The sequence below is a fragment of the Streptomyces sp. NBC_00287 genome, assembly GCF_036173105.1.
Taxonomy (GTDB): Bacteria; Actinomycetota; Actinomycetes; order Streptomycetales; family Streptomycetaceae; genus Streptomyces.
Genome location: NZ_CP108053.1, coordinates 6,060,204 through 6,077,526 on the forward strand (window position 1 = coordinate 6,060,204; position 17,323 = coordinate 6,077,526).

At 70.1% G+C, this 17,323-nt stretch carries 15 protein-coding genes; 6 read left to right on the forward strand and 9 right to left on the reverse strand.

Features of this window, described 5'->3' with window-relative positions; translation table 11 throughout:
• The first annotated feature begins 74 nt into the window (after positions 1-74).
• From OHT76_RS27785 to OHT76_RS27800, 4 genes are all read left to right on the forward strand, one after another.
• On the forward strand, positions 75-1,034 hold the full coding sequence (locus OHT76_RS27785; protein ID WP_328873585.1) for a LysR substrate-binding domain-containing protein: 960 nt from the start codon (positions 75-77) through the stop codon (positions 1,032-1,034).
• Between the two features lie 185 nt (positions 1,035-1,219).
• A complete protein-coding gene (locus OHT76_RS27790; protein WP_328873586.1) occupies positions 1,220-2,119 on the forward strand; it encodes a MarR family transcriptional regulator in 900 nt (299 codons plus the stop codon).
• Between the two features lie 42 nt (positions 2,120-2,161).
• Positions 2,162-2,554, forward strand: coding sequence for a roadblock/LC7 domain-containing protein (locus OHT76_RS27795; RefSeq protein ID WP_328873587.1), 393 nt, complete (start codon positions 2,162-2,164; stop codon positions 2,552-2,554).
• Positions 2,555-2,558: 4 nt separating this feature from the next.
• Positions 2,559-2,987, forward strand: coding sequence for a hypothetical protein (locus OHT76_RS27800; RefSeq protein ID WP_328873588.1), 429 nt, complete (start codon positions 2,559-2,561; stop codon positions 2,985-2,987).
• 42 nt (positions 2,988-3,029) lie between these two features.
• Here OHT76_RS27800 and OHT76_RS27805 read toward each other — a convergent pair whose 3' ends face one another.
• The 5 genes from OHT76_RS27805 to OHT76_RS27825 form a co-directional block, all read right to left on the reverse strand.
• A complete protein-coding gene (locus OHT76_RS27805; protein ID WP_328873589.1) occupies positions 3,030-5,357 on the reverse strand; it encodes an ABC transporter permease in 2,328 nt (775 codons plus the stop codon).
• Complete coding sequence (locus tag OHT76_RS27810; RefSeq protein WP_328873590.1) at positions 5,354-6,043, reverse strand: ABC transporter ATP-binding protein; 690 nt, start codon at positions 6,041-6,043, stop codon at positions 5,354-5,356. Before OHT76_RS27810 ends, OHT76_RS27805 begins: the two co-directional genes overlap by 4 nt.
• Positions 6,040-6,564, reverse strand: coding sequence for a PadR family transcriptional regulator (locus tag OHT76_RS27815; RefSeq protein WP_250077429.1), 525 nt, complete (start codon positions 6,562-6,564; stop codon positions 6,040-6,042). Before OHT76_RS27815 ends, OHT76_RS27810 begins: the two co-directional genes overlap by 4 nt.
• A gap of 104 nt (positions 6,565-6,668) precedes the next feature.
• Entirely contained in the window at positions 6,669-6,896 is a 228-nt protein-coding gene (locus OHT76_RS27820) for a hypothetical protein (RefSeq protein WP_328873591.1), read from the reverse strand.
• Positions 6,893-7,828, reverse strand: coding sequence for an SPFH domain-containing protein (locus tag OHT76_RS27825; RefSeq protein WP_328873592.1), 936 nt, complete (start codon positions 7,826-7,828; stop codon positions 6,893-6,895). The genes OHT76_RS27820 and OHT76_RS27825 overlap by 4 nt, the downstream gene beginning before the upstream one ends.
• A gap of 248 nt (positions 7,829-8,076) precedes the next feature.
• Here OHT76_RS27825 and OHT76_RS27830 point away from each other — a divergent pair, with 248 nt between their 5' ends.
• On the forward strand, positions 8,077-10,371 hold the full coding sequence (locus tag OHT76_RS27830; RefSeq protein WP_328873593.1) for a transglycosylase domain-containing protein: 2,295 nt from the start codon (positions 8,077-8,079) through the stop codon (positions 10,369-10,371).
• Between the two features lie 56 nt (positions 10,372-10,427).
• On the opposite strand, the gene OHT76_RS27835 is transcribed toward OHT76_RS27830, so the two are convergent.
• The 3 genes from OHT76_RS27835 to OHT76_RS27845 form a co-directional block, all read right to left on the reverse strand.
• On the reverse strand, positions 10,428-12,515 hold the full coding sequence (locus tag OHT76_RS27835; RefSeq protein ID WP_328873594.1) for a SpoIIE family protein phosphatase: 2,088 nt from the start codon (positions 12,513-12,515) through the stop codon (positions 10,428-10,430).
• A gap of 268 nt (positions 12,516-12,783) precedes the next feature.
• Complete coding sequence (gene fomD, locus OHT76_RS27840) at positions 12,784-13,488, reverse strand: cytidylyl-2-hydroxypropylphosphonate hydrolase (RefSeq protein WP_328873595.1); 705 nt, start codon at positions 13,486-13,488, stop codon at positions 12,784-12,786.
• 72 nt (positions 13,489-13,560) lie between these two features.
• Positions 13,561-14,958 carry a class II fumarate hydratase gene (locus tag OHT76_RS27845; protein WP_328873596.1) on the reverse strand — a complete coding sequence of 466 codons (1,398 nt, stop codon included), beginning with the start codon at positions 14,956-14,958 and terminating at the stop codon, positions 13,561-13,563.
• 142 nt (positions 14,959-15,100) lie between these two features.
• On the opposite strand from OHT76_RS27845, the gene OHT76_RS27850 reads away from it, so the two are divergent.
• Positions 15,101-15,580, forward strand: a complete 480-nt coding sequence (locus OHT76_RS27850; RefSeq protein WP_328873597.1) for an allene oxide cyclase barrel-like domain-containing protein — start codon at positions 15,101-15,103, stop codon at positions 15,578-15,580.
• 5 nt (positions 15,581-15,585) lie between these two features.
• Here OHT76_RS27850 and OHT76_RS27855 read toward each other — a convergent pair whose 3' ends face one another.
• A complete protein-coding gene (locus OHT76_RS27855; RefSeq protein ID WP_328873598.1) occupies positions 15,586-17,253 on the reverse strand; it encodes a fumarate hydratase in 1,668 nt (555 codons plus the stop codon).
• Positions 17,254-17,323 lie beyond the last annotated feature (70 nt).

Genomic DNA, 17,323 nt, shown 5'->3' on the forward strand with positions numbered 1-17,323 from the left:
GCCCGATGCTGGCACAAGGTGCATTGATTAGATAAATCGCTATACTCGGTCAAGTTGATCGGAGGCGGTTATCGGTGACTGTGGGTAATGCGGGTGCCAAGAAGCGGCTGCCCAGTCTGGCCCAGCTGCGGGCCTTCGCGGCCGTCGCGGAGCATCTGCACTTCCGGGACGCGGCCGCCGCCATCGGCATGAGCCAGCCCGCGCTGTCCGGCGCCGTCGCCGCGCTGGAGGAGACGCTCGGCGTCACCCTCCTCGAGCGTACGACCCGCAAGGTGCTGCTCTCCGAGGCCGGCGAGCGGCTCGCCGTACGGGCGAAGGCCGTACTGGACGAGGTGGGCGCGCTGTTGGAGGAGGCGGAGGCGGTACGGGCGCCCTTCACCGGGGTGCTCCGGCTCGGGGTCATCCCGACCGTCGCGCCCTATCTGCTGCCGACCGTCCTGCGGCTGGTCCACGACCGCTACCCGGACCTCGACCTTCAGGTCCACGAGGAACAGACCGCGAGCCTCGCCGACGGACTGCAGACCGGCCGCCTCGACCTGCTGCTGCTCGCCGTCCCGCTCGGCGTGCCCGGAATCACCGAACTCCCGCTGTTCGACGAGGACTTCGTGCTGGTCACCCCGTTGGACCACGCGCTCGGCGGCCGGGAGGGCATTCCGCGCCAGGCGCTGAAGGAGCTGAATCTGCTGCTCCTGGACGAGGGGCACTGTCTGCGCGACCAGGCCCTCGACATCTGCCGGGAAGCGGGCCGCGAGGACGCCCCCGTCACCACCACGGCGGCCGGTCTGTCCACGCTGGTCCAGCTCGTCGCGGGCGGACTCGGCGTCACCCTGCTGCCGCGCACCGCCGTCAAGGTCGAGACGACCCGCAGCAACCAGCTGCTGACCGGCTGCTTCTCCGACCCGGCCCCCACCCGCCGGATCGCCCTCGCCATGCGCACGGGCGCGGCCCGCGGCGCGGAGTACCAGGAGTTGGCGGCGGCTCTGCGCGAGGCGCTGCGGCCTCTGCCCGTGCGTGTGGTGGACGGCGGGGAATGATCAAGAGGCGCAAGAGTATTCGATCAAATGAGCCCCGAACAAAGCGATTTGAACAGACTGGGATATCAACTTCCGTCAACTAGAGGCAGGTCGGGAATCCGGGGCCGGAATATGCCTACCGGCTGATAAACATTCCCCCCTCAGCGCTACGCGTGAGGCGTATGTGCGAGAGGCCAAGGGGAGTGATGTCGGGCTACCACCACCTGGCACGGGCCCTGGCCGCGTGTGGGCGCGACGGCTTCACGGGGGCGCTGCGGGTCGCCGGCAGGCCGGGCGGCACCGTCCACTTCAGGGACGGACTCGTCGTCGCCGCCGAGTCGCCCGGCGCGCCCGGCCCCGAGGCGCTGCTGCTGCGCTCCGGCCGGATCAGCGGCGAGCAGTGGTCCGCGCTGGTACGGGAGTCGGGCGGGGCGCGCTGGCCCGCGGCCGGGCTCGTCGCCCAGGGCTACGCGGGCGATGCCCAACTGCGGGTGGTCTGTGTGATGGCGCTGCACGACGCCGCGTTCGCCATCGCCGCGGGCCGGGTGGACGACTGTCGGCGCAGCTCCCGTAACGGCCCCTTCGCGCCGGTCGCGGTCGGCGAGCCCCCGGGACGTCTGCTTCAGGACACGGCACGCAAGCTCGCCGCCCTCGAAGCGCTGCCCCGCCCCGTGCACCCCGACCGCGAACGCCCCCTGCCCGGCCCTGAGCCGGAGGGCCTGCCCACCGCGCTCCAACGCGATCTGCTCGCCCACGCCGACGGCCGCAGCACCGCCCGCGACCTCGCCTTTCGCACCGGGCGGAGTGTCTACACCGTCACCGTCGAGGTGGCCCGGATGCTTGGTGACGGTCTTCTGGTGTGCGCCGCGGCATCCGAGCCGGTGGTCCGGATCCACCCGCCCCCCGACGGCGCCGGCGTCCGCCCCCGCGAGCCGGAGCCGGTCGAACCTCCCCTCAGGCCCCCCACGCCCCCGACGCCCCCCACCCCCGACGCCCTGCCCCGCCGTGAACCGGGCGCCAGTGGCATCGCCGAAGTGCTCGCCCCGGAAAGGTCCGCGGCGAGCTGGAAATGGTTCTTCCGCCTGAGGAACGGAACTGCCAAATGAGTCGGACGAACAGATGTGAACAGCAATAGGGGAGTTGAAGACATGGACCACGAAGCGCTGGCGCGGGAAATGCGCGGTCTGCGTGAACAGGTGACCGGAATCACCGATACCGCGGTCGCGGCCGCCGACGGACTGCTGATCGCCGCCGACACCGCCGACTCCATCGAACCGGAGAGCCTCGCCGCCCTCGCCGCCGCCGGCCTCGGACTCGCCCGGCGCACCGCCCAGGCCGCGGAACGCGGCACCCTGCGCCGGACGGTGACCTACGGCAGCCACGGCTGCGCCGCTCTGTACGCCGTCGGCGACAACGCGCTGATGGTCGTCCTCGGCGACGAGGGCCTGGACCTGGACCGTCTGCATCAGGCGACCCAGCCGGCCCTGCGCCGGATCGACTCGATCCTGACCAGGACCGAGAAAGCAACGGAAGGTGTCTGAGCACATGGCGACCAAGCGGATGACCCCCGGTTTCTCCGACCAGGTGATGGGCCTGGTCAAGTCCCTGCGGACGGACGCCCCCGACTGTGTGGCCTCGGGCGTGGTCGACATGTCCACCGGCATGCTGCTGTCGTACGAGACGATCGACAACCACCCGCCGGAGGTGCTGGATCTGCTGGCGGGAGCGACCCTCGACCTGTTCCAGGGGCGGACGGTCGTGATGATCGAGGACGTCTTCAAGGAGCGCCGGGGGATCGAGAGCGACCAGCACTTCTTCCAGGAGATCCTCGTCAACAGCGAGAACCTCACCCATCTTTTCGTGCGCATGACCGAGCAGCAGGATGTCGTCGCCGTGGTCGTCTGCCGTAAGTCGGTGAATGTGGGCATGCTGTTCGCCCAGGTCAGACGGGTGGTGCGGGAGTACAGCCTGTGAGTAGGAGCGGGCCCCTCCCCGGCGTCGGGGAGGGGCCCGTGCTCACTCCGTGCGCAGACCGTCCGGGCGCATCAGCCTCAGCAGGGGAGGCAGGCTGAGCAGGGTCACCGCGAGGACGACTCCGGCCGCGGCGCCCGTCATCGACAGCAGGCTTCCCCAGTCGACGCGCACCGGGGTGGCCGTCATCCGCAGCAGGACCGCGCCGAGGGTGAGGCCCACCGTCGAGGCCAGCAGCAGGCCCAGCGTGATGGGGATCGCCGTCTGCCACAGCACCGACAGGCTCAGCGTGCGCCGCCGGGTGCCGAAGGCGACCAGCGCCGACAGCAGCTTCTTGCGCTCGCGCAACTGCTCCAGCTGCGACACCAGCAGGCTCGCCCCGATCAGCACCAGCACACACACGGCGCCGACGAACAGGCCGGTACGGATGGAGGCGTAGCGGTCGGACCGCTCGGTGGCGGACCAGTCCTGGGGGCGCACCAGCGGGCCCAGGGCCGCCGCGGTGTTGCGCACATGCTCACGGGCGTCGGCCACGGACGTCTCGAGACCGATGTACGCGCGCCCGATCATGGCCGGCCCGGCCCCCTCGGGCAGCGCCTTCGGGGTGATCAGGAAGCCGCCGCGCTCCTGGCCGCTCAGATCCGTGCGCGAGTCCACCTTGCGCAGGTCCGCCGGCACCTTCCAGGCGACCTCCCGGCCCGGGACGGAACCCTCGTAACTCGGGTCCAGGTACAGCATCCTGCCGGGGACGGCCAGTTTCGGGGTGCTGGTGTCGTACTCCACGCGCCGCACGGCGAAGACGTCACCGTCGCGGCAGGAGGGCAGATCGGCCACCTCGCGCAGCGCCGCGCAGTCGCCGACGGTCACCGCGGCACTCTCGACGGGGTCCATGCGCTTGTCGCCCAGATAGCCCTCGCCGTGGGCGACCACCTGGCGCACGCCCTCGGTGTTCCGCAACTCCCGGGCGGCAGCGCCGAGTTCCACACCGCCGCCCACGGTCACCTGCATCTGCGCCTTGGTGAGGTCGTACTCGGTGTCCTTGGTGTAGTCGCTCTCCACCCCGGAGAACAGCATCTGCAGGGCGATGGCCCCGGCCACCGCGACCGCGACACCGTTGACCAGCCGGGCGGCCGTACCGCTGCTCAACTGCAGTCGACGTACGGCCAGTTGCCAGGCCACCGAGCCGCCGTTCAGCCGGGCCACGACCGTCTCCACGACCCACGGCAGCAGCGCCGTCACGCCGACCAGCAGCAGCATCACACCGCCGATGACGAGGTACTGGTTGAAGTCGCCTTCGTTGTTGCCCTGCCCGATCATCGGGTAGAGCATGGCGAGTCCGCCGAGCGGCAGCAGCAGCCGCCACCACAGCCTGCGGCGCGCGGGCTTCGCCGTACGCACCACGCCGAGCGGTTCGATGACCACCCCGCGCAGCGCGAGCAGCGTCACCAGCACCGCGGCCGCCGGGACCGCCACGGCCACCAGCAGGGCGAGCGCGGGGGAGGGGTTGAGGTCGTGCGGGAAGACGCTGAACCGGAACACCTCGACGGAGCCCGCGATCTGACGTCCGATCAGGAAGAAGACCGTACCGAAGACCAGCCCGAGCAGCGCTCCCGCGAGCGCCTCGCCCGCCGCGATCCGGCGGGTCATCCGGCCGTCGGAGCCCACCAGACGCAGCGCCGCGAGCCGCCGGTCGCGCCGCTCGCCGCCGAACCGCACGGCCGCCGCGATGAACACCGCGACCGGCATCAGCAGTGCGACGAAGACGACCAGGATCAGCAGGACCAGCACCGGGTCGGTCTTCTCGCGGTACGGGTTCGGGTCGCCGTAGCGGTCGATACGGGTGATCTCGGCGCCGTCGACATGGCCGGCGAGGCCCTCGGCGCCCCGGTAGAAGCTGAGATCGGCCGAGCCGACCAGACCGGCGTCCCCGATGGTCCCCGCGATCCGGTCCGGCAGCCGCTCGCGCAGCAGCTTGCCGCCGTCCGACTCCAGCAGCCGCTTCAGCGCGGGGGAGACCACCATCTCGCCCACCGCCGGGAACTCGTCCACGCCGGGCGGCAGCGGGGCCTTCGCGCCCTCGGGCTCCAGCGCGCGTCCTCGGATGTCCGCGCCGCGGTACGTGGTGTCGGCCATCGCGACCAGCAGCGTGTTGTCCGCCTCGGGCGGCGCCTCGGAGCTGTAGGTGATGTCGGTGCGCGCGTCGTTCCGGTCGTCCCGGGCCGCCAGCGCGCTCGGGATCGCGGTCGTCAGCAGCAGCAACGCCACCCCGAGCCCGACCCCGACGGCCGTCAGCAGCGCCCGGGTCCAGCCCTCGCGCCCACCCGCGAAAGCGAATCTGACGCCCAGGGCGAGGTCCCTCCCCCACTGGCTCATACGATCCGCTCCATGTCCCGGGACCGCCCGTCCCGTACGACGATCTCGCGGTCGGAGTAGGCCGCCACCCGAGCCTCGTGCGTGACCAGCACGACGGCGGCGTTGGTGGAGCGCGCGGCCTCCGTGAGCAGTTCCATCACGCGCTCGCCGTTGAGGGAGTCCAGCGCTCCGGTCGGCTCGTCGGCGAACACCACCCGGGGGCTGGTGACCAGCGCGCGGGCCACGGCGACCCGCTGCCCCTGACCGCCGGAGACCTCACCGGGGCGCTTCTTGCGCAGATCGTCGACCTCGAGACGTTCCATCCAGGACAGCGCGGTGCGCTCGGCCTCCTTGCGGGAGGTGCCGTTCAGCCTGAGCGGCAGGGCGACGTTCTCGACGCAGGTCAGCTCGGGCACCAACTGGCCGAACTGGAACACGAACCCGAACTCCGAGCGCCGCAACTGACTGCGCTCGGCGTCGCTCATCGTCGCCATCTCCCGCCCGGCGTACGTGATCGACCCGGAGTCCGGGGGCACGATCCCGGCGAGACAGTGCAGCAGCGTCGACTTCCCGGAGCCGGAGGGCCCCATCACGGCGACGACCTCCCCGGGATGCACGGAGAACTCGGCGCCGTCGAGCGCGACGGTCGGACCGTAGGCCTTGCGCAGCTCCTCGGCCGCGAGCAGGGCACCGGCGGGCGGCGTCACTTGACCACCACCTCCGCCAGCTTGTCGAGGCGCGCGGCGGTCAGCTCGAGCCAGCGCAGATCGGCCTCCAGATGGAACAGGGCGTGATCGCAGATCAGCTGGTCCGCGAGATCGCCCTTGCGCTTGCGGTCGGTCAGGATCCGCATCATCCGCAGATGCTCGGCGCGCTGGGTGTCGAGGATGTCGGCGGCATCGCGCCGGGTGAGCAGCGCGAGGACGACCTTGGTGTACAGCGTCGACTGCAGATACGGCTCGGGCTTCTCGGGCGTCGCCAGCCACCGCTGTACGTCGGTGACCCCGGCGTCGGTGATCGCGTACCGCTTCCGCTCGGGGCCGCCGCCGGGCTCGATGCCGTCGACCTCGACGAGGCCGTGCTTCAGCAGCCGGGACATCGTCGAGTAGACCTGGCCGTAGTGCAGCGGCCGGTCGTGACCGAACTTCTCGTCGAAGGCCCGCTTCAGGTCGTAGCCGTGACGGGGGCCCGATTCCAGGAGCCCTAGGAGGGTGTGACCGATGGACATGTCGAGGACTCTACACGGGGTGTATACGCGGCATGTATACGCCGAGTGTCTAGATCATGGCCGGGGTACGGCGGCCCAGGTGGGGGCCGATTGTCACGGTTCTGCTACTGGGATTCGGGAGGGTCGGCGGGTGGCCGGCCGCGGCGCGGGATCGGTCCCGTCTCCTTCGGCAGGCGCCCCGCCTCGGCCAGCGCCTTGCGCAACAGGAACTCGATCTGCGCGTTCGCGGACCGCAGCTCGTCCCCGGCCCAGCGGGCCAGTGCCTCGTAGACGGCCGGGTCCAGCCGCAGCAGCACCTGCTTGCGCTGCGGCCGGCCTTGGGGAGCTGTCACTGGTAGAGGGTTCCCGTGTTGAGCACCGGCTGCGGCGACCGGTCACCGCACAGCACCACCATCAGGTTCGACACCATCGCCGCCTTGCGCTCCTCGTCCAGCTCCACGATGTCCCGCTCGGAGATCCGCGCGAGTGCCGCCTCGACCATCCCGACCGCTCCGTCCACGATCTGCCGACGGGCGGCGACGACCGCCCCGGCCTGCTGCCGCTGGAGCATCGCCGAGGCGATCTCCGGAGCGTACGCGAGATGCGTGAAGCGCGACTCGATGATCTGCACTCCGGCCGCCTCCACGCGCGCGTGCAGTTCGAAGGCGAGCTTCTCGGTGATCTCCTCGGCGTTGCCGCGCAGCGAGAGACCGTCCTCGTCATGGGCGTCGTACGGGTACTCGATGGCGATGTGCCGCACGGCCGCCTCGGTCTGGGTGGAGACGAACTCCAGGAAGTCGTCCACCTCGAAGGTGGCCTGGGCGGTGTCCTCGACCTTCCACACCACGACCGCGGCGAGCTCGATCGGGTTGCCGTAGGCGTCGTTGACCTTGAGGACCGCGGTCTCGTGGTTGCGGACGCGGGTCGAGATCTTGGCCCTCGACGTCAACGGGTTCACCCAGCGCAGCCCGTCCTGCCGGATCGTCCCCCGGTACCGGCCGAAGAGCTGCACCACCCGGGCCTCGCCCGGCGCGACCATGTTCAGTCCGCACATCGCGAGGAAGGCGCAGAGCGCGATCAGGATGCCACCGGCGATCAGCGCGGCCTTGGCGCCGGTCCCGTCGACCGCGGTGGCGCCGGCGATGCAGCCGGCCCCGACGGCGAGCCCGAGCAGGCCGAGCAGCAGCGCCAGGCCGCCGCCGATGCTGTGCGCGGTGAACTCGCGCACGCGTGGTTCGGGCATGTGGGGTACGTCGGTGGTGGTGGGCGTGTGGTTGTCGGACATGGGTGGTTCCCCCGTTTCCCTGCAACTAGCATTGGTCTAGCTAAGTGATAACACTTTAACGGGCCGGGCAACCCTTCGCACCTGTCAGTGGTCGGTTCCTTTGAGACGGGTGCTGATTGTCACGTCCGTAAAAGACCGGATCGGCAGCCCTTTGTCACATCTCCCGGTGTTAGCTTTCTGAGCTGACCTGAGCGGCGAACCTGTGTGGCGGAAGTGCACACCAGAGCGAAGCGGAGCGGATCGGACTCATGGGACGAGCGGAAGAGAGACGAGCGCGGCAGCGCGGTGGCCGCCGCGCGGCGCCCAAGCGTCGCCGCTCGTCCGGCGCGGCCGGCAAGAGCGGCATACGCAGGTTCTTCACCTGGAAGAAGATCCTCGGCACGTTCCTCGGCCTCTGCCTGCTCGGCATCGGCGGCTTCATCGTGCTGTACCTGATGGTGGACGTCCCCAAGGGCAACGCGGCCGCGCGGCTCCAGAGCAACGTCTACAAGTACAGCGACGGCTCGGTCCTCGCCCGCGACGGCAAGGTCAACCGCGAGATCGTGGACCTGTCCAAGGTGCCCGAGGAAGTCCGCAACACCTTCGTCGCCGCCGAGAACAAGACCTTCTACAAGGACTCCGGCGTCGACTTCAAGGGCACGGCCCGAGGTCTGATCAACACGCTCAGCGGCAAGGGCGCGCAGGGCGGTTCGACGATCACCCAGCAGTACGTCAAGAACTACTACCTGACCCAGGAGCAGACGGTCACCCGTAAGCTCCGGGAGCTGGTGATCTCGCTGAAGGTGGACCGCCAGATGTCGAAGGACGACATCCTCGCGGGCTATCTCAACACCAGCTACTTCGGCCGTAACGCCTACGGGATCCAGGCCGCCGCGCAGGCCTACTACCGGGTCGACGCCGAGAAGCTCTCCATCGCGCAGGGCGCGTATCTCGCCGCTCTCCTCCAGGCGCCGAGCCAGTACGACTGGGCGGTCGCGTCCGAGACGGGCAAGGAGCTCGTCAAGAACCGCTGGAACTACGTCCTCAACAACATGGTCGAGGAGGGCTGGCTGAGCTCCTCCGAGCGCCAGTCGATGAAGTTCCCGGTGCCCAAGGAGCCCAAGGCCGCCGCCGGTCTCGACGGCCAGAAGGGCTATCTCGTCGACCTCGCCAACAATCAGCTCGAAGAGCAGCTGATGAAGGAGGAGGGCATCTCGCGCGCCGAGGCCGAGACCCAGGTCAAGAGCCAGGGCTGGACCATCACCCTGAACATCGACCCGAAGAAGCAGGCGCAGCTGGAGAAGTCGGTCAAGTCCCAGCTGACCCGCAAGCTGGACGCGAAGGAGCGGCCCGTCGACGGGGACATCCAGGCGGGTGCCGTCTCGGTCGACCCGAAGACAGGGAAGATCGTCGCCCTGTACGGCGGCGAGGACTACTTCAAGCACTACCGCTCCAACGCCACCCGCACCGACTACCAGCCCGCCTCGACGTTCAAGCCGGTCATCCTCGCCGCCGCCCTGGAGAACCAGGCGAAGACGCAGGACGGCGAGACGATCGGCGCGAAGACGGTCTACGACGGCACCAGCAAGCGGCCGGTGGTGGACGCGAACGGCAATAAGGTCGGCTTCGCCCCGCCGAACGAGGACGACGTCGACTACGGCGACGTCACCGTCCAGACCGCGATGAACAAGTCCGTCAACTCGGTGTTCGCGCAGATGGGCGTCGATGTCGGCATGGAAGAGGTGATGGACACCGCGGCCGCGCTCGGCATGGACGACGACCTCCAGGCGGTGCCCGCCCAGACCCTCGGCACCATGGGCGCGAGCCCGCTGCAGATGGCCGGGGTCTACGCCACGCTCGACAACCACGGCAAGCAGGTCACCCCGACCCTCATCAAGTCCGCCGAGCAGAACAACCGCACCATCGCCATGCCCGACCCGATCGGCGACCAGGTCATCAGCCCCGAGGCCGCCGACACCGTGACCTCGGTGCTCACCGGCGTGGTCGACGACGGTACGGCCCAGAAGTCCGTGCGCGACAACCCGGCCCGCGACGGCCAGGAGGTCGCCGGCAAGACGGGTACGTCCGACTTCGGCAGGTCGGCCTGGTTCACGGGCTACACACCGGACCTGGTGACCTCGGTCGGCCTGTTCGGCGAGGACGCCAAGTCGGGCAAGCAGGTCAACATGAAGGGCGCGACGGGCGAACTGCCCGGCACGGGCCGGGTCAACGGTGGTGGCATTCCGGCGCAGATCTGGGCGGCGTACATGTTCGGAGTGACCGACACGGACGCCGAGTTCGACCTGGACACCGACCAGGGCGCGGCGGTCGAGCCGTCCTGGACGCCGACGAAGACGCAGGAGCCGACGGAAGAGCCGACGACGCAGGAGCCGACGACTCAGGCCCCGACGACCGAGGCCCCGAGCCAGTCCCCGTCCCAGACGCCCACGGACACCCCGACGACGAACGAACCGACGGACGAGCCGACGACGCAGGAACCGACGACGGAGCCTCCGACGGACGAGATCCCGGAGGATCCGGTCGACCCGGACGAAGAGCGGTAAGGAAAAGGGCCGGTCCCCGCACTGGGGGCCGGCCCTCGGTTCGTCCTCGGTTCAGCTCATCCTCGGTTCAGTTCGAACCACACGACTTTCCCGGTGCTGAGCCTCGTCGCCCCCCACCGTCTGGCCAGCTTGTTCACCAGATACAGCCCGCGCCCACCCTCATCGGTAGCCCGAGCCTGCCGCAGCCGGGGCAACTGCGGTACATCGTCCCCGACTTCGCACCGCAGCACATCCGTCCGCAGCAGCCGCAGCGTCACCGGCCGCGAGGCATACCGCACCGCGTTCGTCACGACCTCGCTCACCAACAGCTCGACGGAGTCGGTCATTTCCTCAAGTCCCCACCGGGACAGCGCACGCCGGGCCAGCCGCCGGGCCCGCCCGGGCGCCGCGTCCTCCGGCTCCAGGAACCAGTACGCCACATCACTGGGCGCGATCCCGTCGAAGCGGGCGGCGAGCAGCGCGATGTCGTCGTCCCGGTCGCCGGGCCCGAGCATGTCGAGCACCTCGTCGCACAGGGCTTCCAGCGGCGGCGGATGATCAGGACCGGTGAGCTGAGCGGTCGCGGCGAGCTTCTCCCGCAGTTGCTCTATCCCGGTCCACACGTCCCGCAGCCGCGACTCGACCAGCCCGTCGGTGTAGAGCAGCAGGGTCGCCCCGGCCGGCGCGTCCAGCTCCACGGCCTCGAAGTCGACGCCGCCGACCCCGATCGGCGCACCCGGCGGCACCCGCAGCACCTCGGCCCGCCCGCCCAGATGCAGCAGAACCGGCGGCGGATGACCGGCGTTGGCGATGGTGATGCGATGCGAGACCGGGTCGTACACGGCGTACAGACAGGTCGCCATGCGGTCCGTGCCGAGCCGCTGCGCCTGCTCGTCGAGGTGGTGCAGCACCTCCTGGGGCGGCAGGTCCAGGCCCGCGAGCGTCTGGGCCGTCGTACGCAACTGGCCCATGATCGCGGCGGAGGTCATGGAGTGGCCCATCACGTCGCCCACGACGAGCGCCACCCGGCTGCCCGGCAGCGGGATCGCGTCGTACCAGTCGCCGCCCACGCGCGCGGTCTCGGCGGCGGGCAGATAGCGGGACGCGAGCCGTACGCCCGTCGGCCGGGGCAGGGTCTCGGGCAGCATCGTGCGCTGGAGCTCGTCGGCGATGTACGCCTCACGGCCGTACAGCACCGCCTTGTCGATGCCCAGCGCGCTGTGCGTGGCGAGTTGGGCGGCGACCAGGAGATCGTCCGCCTCGAAGGCGATGCGCTCGGGGCGGCGCAGGAAGAGCGCGGCGCCGATCACCCGGCGTCGGCCCCGCAGCGGGGCGAGGATGGCGCGCTGACCGGTGGGTACGACCAATTCGCCGTCGTCGCCCAGGAGTTCGGGCAGCGCGGCGCTGGCGGCTGGCGCGTCGGCGAACACCGGGCGGACCCCGCGCAGTACCTCGGCGAGCGCGCCGCCGGGCCGTACCTCGCACAACTCGGCGGTCACGGCGGACAGTTCAGCCAGCTCGGTCGGCTCCGGCACGCCCTGCGCGGGCAGGAAGCCGCCCTCGGTGTCCCGCTCCTCCGGTATCCGGTCGGTGCGCCGCAGCCGCAGCACGACGGGCCCGGTGGGCCGCTCGTCGCCGACCGGCAGCGGGTCGCGGAGGTAGACGAGGATCGCGTCGGAGAACGTCGGCACGGTCGCCCGGCACAGCCCCATCACGATCTCGTCGAGGTCTATGCCGCGGGCGATCCGCCGGGTCGCGGCGCCCACGAACCGCAGCCGGTCCCCGTCCCGCCGCATCGGCGTGGGCCGGCCGGGCTGCACGCCCTGCCCGCTACGGCGCTCTTCCGGCGCCGTCTCGGTGCTCGGCTGGGCCGGGATGCCCTCCGGGACCGGCCGGGGACGATGGGTGTCGGCCTCCGCGGCGGCGGAGGGCTGCGCATGCTCGGGACCGTTGCTCACGGGGGCCTTGTCGTTGCCGGACGGTGCGGTGGTGCCCGGGGTGGAGGGCGGTTCGCCGGTGCGCGCCTGCGCGGGTAACGCGGCGGCGCCGGGCGCGCGGGGCGGGGTCGGGGTACGCAGGAGCGCCCCGCGGGGATCCGCGGGGTCGGCGCCCGGCAGGGGGCGCTCGAAGGAGGTCGGCTGCTCCGTCACGCGTGTCGCATCCATCCGTCCGGGGCGTGTTGTTCGTCCCGCCGAAGTCCCGATACCCGCAATACGTGCCCCAGGAACGGGATTCCCGCGTGGCCAGAGGCTGTTCCTGTGTCACCGGCGGGCTCTGCGCCGCCCGTACCGGTGTTGCCCTCGTACCCCTCGCTCACGTCCAGCCGCCCCTCGGTGACGATCGGTCAAGCCCAGTGCACGCTCCGGTAGTTGCCGCCGCGCGCCCTTGCGGAGGACGATCCTACGTTTCTTGCCCGGGGGCGCATCAAGGGTCTCATGAGGACATGTGCGCGGGCGTACGGCCCGAGCCCCCTGGCAGCTCCTCCGGCAGTGACGGTACAGCCCAGGACGGGTCCGGGCGCCAGTGTTGCCAGCCGTCCGAGAACGGCGGCCCCCAGGCGCGGATCACCTCCACCGCGGCCCGTCCGGCCTTCCGCACCCGTGCGGCGGTCGCGGCGTCCATCAGGCCGTCCTGCTGGGCCTGGGCGAACTCGTCCTCGTCGCGCCAGCCCCAAGTCCGGTCAGGGTACACACAGATGTCCAGGAAGTGATCCTCGGAGTCCACCCCGCCCGCCCAACGCACCAGCGGCTCCTCCAGGTTCACGTACCAGTTCTTGAACCGCCAGCCCGGCTCCCAGAACAGCCACACCGACCACGGCTCGCCGGGTCTGGCCAGTTTCAGCACCCCGGTGCCGAACCAGCGGTCGCGCTGCACCGTACGGGGCTTGGTGTAGCGCGACCGCAAGGGCTCCTGGTGCACGGGGGTGCCGTCGGCGAGCGCGGGCTTGAGACACTCGGTCCCGGGCGCCAGCCATACGGCGAGCAGATCGGCGTCGTCCCGCACGACGGTGACGGGACGCACGATGTGGAAGCGTGCACCGGCGTTCTGCCGGTACCGCCACAGAATGTGACTTCCGGGCGCCCAGCGCGCCGGGGACCCGCCTGCTTCCACTGTCGTCATCGCTCCGCCGTCTGCCATGCACAGATATTAGGTGTCACTGACTGACGACGCTGCGGCGAACGTCACGGTTCGCAGTGTTGGCGGGAATCGTCACGGGCGCGTCATACGCAGGACATCCAGGGCTTCGTCCAGCTCAGCGAGGGTGAGGTCGCCGCGCTCCACATAACCGCTCTCCAGCACGACTTGACGGATGGTCCGGCGCTGCGCGAGCGCCTTCTTGGCGACCTTGGCGGCCTCCTCGTACCCGATGTACTTGTTCAGGGGCGTGACCACGGAGGGTGACGACTCGGCGTATTCGCGGGCCCGTTCACGGTGCGCGACGATGCCGTCGACGGTCCGGTCGGCGAGCAGCCGGGAGACATTGGCGAGCAGCCGGATCGACTCGAGCACGTTCTTCGCGATGACCGGGAGCATCACATTGAGCTCGAAGTTGCCGGCGGCTCCCGCGGTGGCGACGGTGGCGTCGTTCCCGGTGACCTGCGCGGCGACCATGAGCACGGCCTCCGGGATGACCGGGTTGACCTTGCCGGGCATGATCGAGGAGCCGGGCTGGAGGTCGGGCAGGGAGATCTCGGCGAGCCCGGTGCGCGGGCCCGAGGCCATCCACCGCAGATCATTCGCGATCTTCGTGAGTCCGACGGCGATGGTCCGCAGCTGCCCGCTGATCTCGACGATGCCGTCCCGCGCGCCCTGCGCCTCGAAGTGGTCGCGTGCCTCGGTCAGCGGCAGCCCCGTGGCCCGGGCGACCTCCTCGATGACGGCGGCCGAGAAGCCGGGCGGGGTGTTGATGCCGGTGCCGACGGCGGTACCGCCCAGCGGCAGTTCGGCGAGCCGGGGCAGGGAGGCCTGGAGCCGTTCGACTCCGTACCGCACCTGAGCGGCGTACCCGCCGAACTCCTGCCCGAGCGTGACGGGCGTGGCGTCCATGAGATGGGTGCGCCCGGACTTCACGACGTCCGCGAACTCCTCGGCCTTGCGGGAGAGGGAGGCGGCGAGGTGATCGAGGGCCGGGACGAGATCGCGGGTGACGGCGGCGGTGGCGGCGATGTGGATGGAGGAGGGGAAGACGTCGTTGGACGACTGCGAGGCGTTGACGTGGTCATTGGGGTGTACGTCCCGCCCGAGCCGTTCGCTCGCGAGCGTGGCGATGACCTCGTTGGTGTTCATGTTCGACGAGGTCCCGGAGCCGGTCTGGAAGACATCGACGGGGAAGTGCTCGTCCCACGTCCCGTCGGCCACCTCGACGGCGGCCTGCTGGATCGCCTCGGCGATGTCCTTGTCGAGCACGCCCAGCTCGGCGTTCACCTTCGCCGCGGCGCCCTTGATCCGCGCGAGCGCCTCGATATGGGCCCGCTCGATCCGCTGCCCCGAGATGGGGAAGTTCTCCACGGCACGCTGGGTCTGGGCCCGCCACTTGGCGTGGGCGGGCACCCGCACCTCGCCCATGGAGTCGTGCTCGATGCGATAGCTCTGCTCTGCGTCGGCCACTGCCGATCACCTCCACCTGTCACAGCATCCGGGACAGGTCACCTGTTCCCCCGTCGGCGCGGATCTTCACGGCGCGCGGGCGGGAGGGGAGCGCCGGACAATGAAGGAATGCAGGGGGGCGTCACCCCACAGGAGGCAGGACATGCTCCGCAGCATCAGGACGCTCGCCGCGCTCGGCGCCGGCCTGGCGGCCGCAGGCACTCTCGTGGTCTCCGCACCCGCGTCGGCCCAGGAGGACGACTTCACCCTCTACGCCCGGGAGGTCGCGGGCGACGAGGAGGAGGACCAGCAGCAGGTTCCCAAGGTCGGCGACACCTTCTCCTTCGCCGATGACCTCTTCCAGGAAAAGGGCGGTGAAAAGGTGGGCCGGGACGGCGGCTCCTGCACGGTCGTCCGCACCGGCAATCCGCTCGACATCCAGTGCCTCGGCACCTTCGTGCTGGCCGGCGGGCAGATCACCGCCCAGGTACTGATGAGCGTTCCGCTGGAGGAGACGGCGGAACTGCCCGCCTTCGACGCGTCCGTCACCGGCGGAACCGGTGACTACCGCGGCGCGACCGGGCAGATCCACTTCACGGAGGACGGGGACTACCAGAAGCTGGACTTCGACCTCGGGAACTGAGGCCCTCAGGCCAGCCCGGGACCCCGGACCGGAATCGACGTGAACGTCGGCGCGGGGGCCGGGTCCTGGAAGAAGTCGTTGCCCTTGTCGTCGACGACGATGAACGCCGGGAAGTTCTCGACCTCGATCTTCCAGACGGCCTCCATGCCGAGCTCCTCGTACTCGACGACCTCGACCTTCTTGATGCAGTCCTGGGCGAGCCGGGCGGCCGGGCCGCCGATGGAGCCGAGGTAGAAGCCGCCGTGGCTGCCGCACGCGTCGGTGACCTGCTTGCTGCGGTTGCCCTTGGCCAGCATGACCTTGGAGCCGCCGGCGGCCTGGAACTGCTCGACGTAGGAGTCCATGCGGCCGGCCGTGGTCGGACCGAAGGAACCGGAGGCGTAGCCCTCGGGGGTCTTCGCGGGCCCGGCGTAGTACACCGGGTGGTCCTTCAGGTACTGCGGCATCTCCTCGCCCGCGTCCAGGCGCTCCTTGATCTTGGCGTGCGCGATGTCACGGGCCACGACCAGGGGGCCGGAGAGCGAAAGCCGGGTCTTCACCGGGTACTTGGTGAGCTCGGCGAGGATCGTCTCCATCGGCTGGTTCAGGTCGATCTTGACGACGTCGGAGGCCTCGTCGAGGTGCTCGTCCGTCGTGTCGGGCAGGAACCGCGCCGGGTCGGTCTCCAACTGCTCCAGGAAGACGCCCTCGGCGGTGATCTTCGCGACGGCCTGGCGGTCGGCGGAGCAGGAGACGGCGATGGCGACCGGGCAGGAGGCGCCGTGCCGCGGTAGCCGCACCACGCGCACGTCGTGGCAGAAGTACTTGCCGCCGAACTGCGCGCCGATCCCGATCTTCTGCGTCAGCTCGAAGACCTTCTCCTCCAGCTCCTTGTCCCGGAAGCCGTGCCCGAGCGGGGAACCCTCGGCCGGGATCTCGTCCAGGTAGTGCGCGGAGGCGTACTTGGCGGTCTTCAGCGCGTACTCGGCGGACGTACCGCCGACGACGATCGCCAGGTGGTACGGCGGACAGGCGGCCGTGCCCAGCGAACGGATCTTCTCCTCCAGGAACTTCATCATGGAGGCCTCGTTCAGAACGGCCTTCGTCTCCTGGTAGAGGAACGACTTGTTGGCCGAGCCGCCGCCCTTCGCCATGAAGAGGAACTTGTAGGCGCCGCCGTCGGCGGCGTACAGCTCGATCTGGGCGGGGAGGTTGGAGCCGGTGTTCTTCTCCTCCCACATGGTGAGCGGAGCCATCTGCGAGTAGCGCAGGTTGAGGTTCAGGTAGGCGTCGTAGATGCCCCGGCTGAGGGCCTCCTCGTCGCCGCCCTCGGTGAGCACGTTCTGCCCGCGCTTGCCCATCACGATCGCCGTACCGGTGTCCTGGCACATGGGGAGCACACCGGCCGCCGCGATGTTCGCGTTCTTCAGCAGGTCCAGGGCGACGAACTTGTCGTTGCTCGACGCCTCGGGGTCGTCGATGATCCGCCGCAGCTGCGCGAGGTGCGCGGGGCGCAGATAGTGCTGGATGTCGTGGATGGCCTCCTCGGCGAGCTTGCGCAGCGCCTCCGGCTCGACCTTGAGGAAGGTGCGCCCGTCGGCCTCGAAGGTGGAGACACCCTCGGAGGTCACCAGCCGGTACGGGGTGGTGTCCTCTCCCATGGGGAGCAGATCGGTGTACGCGAACTCAGGCATGTCGCCCATTCCTCACTCGACAGATGCGGCGGCTGACCTCCATTGGGCAGCGTCCACCAGCGTAGAACCT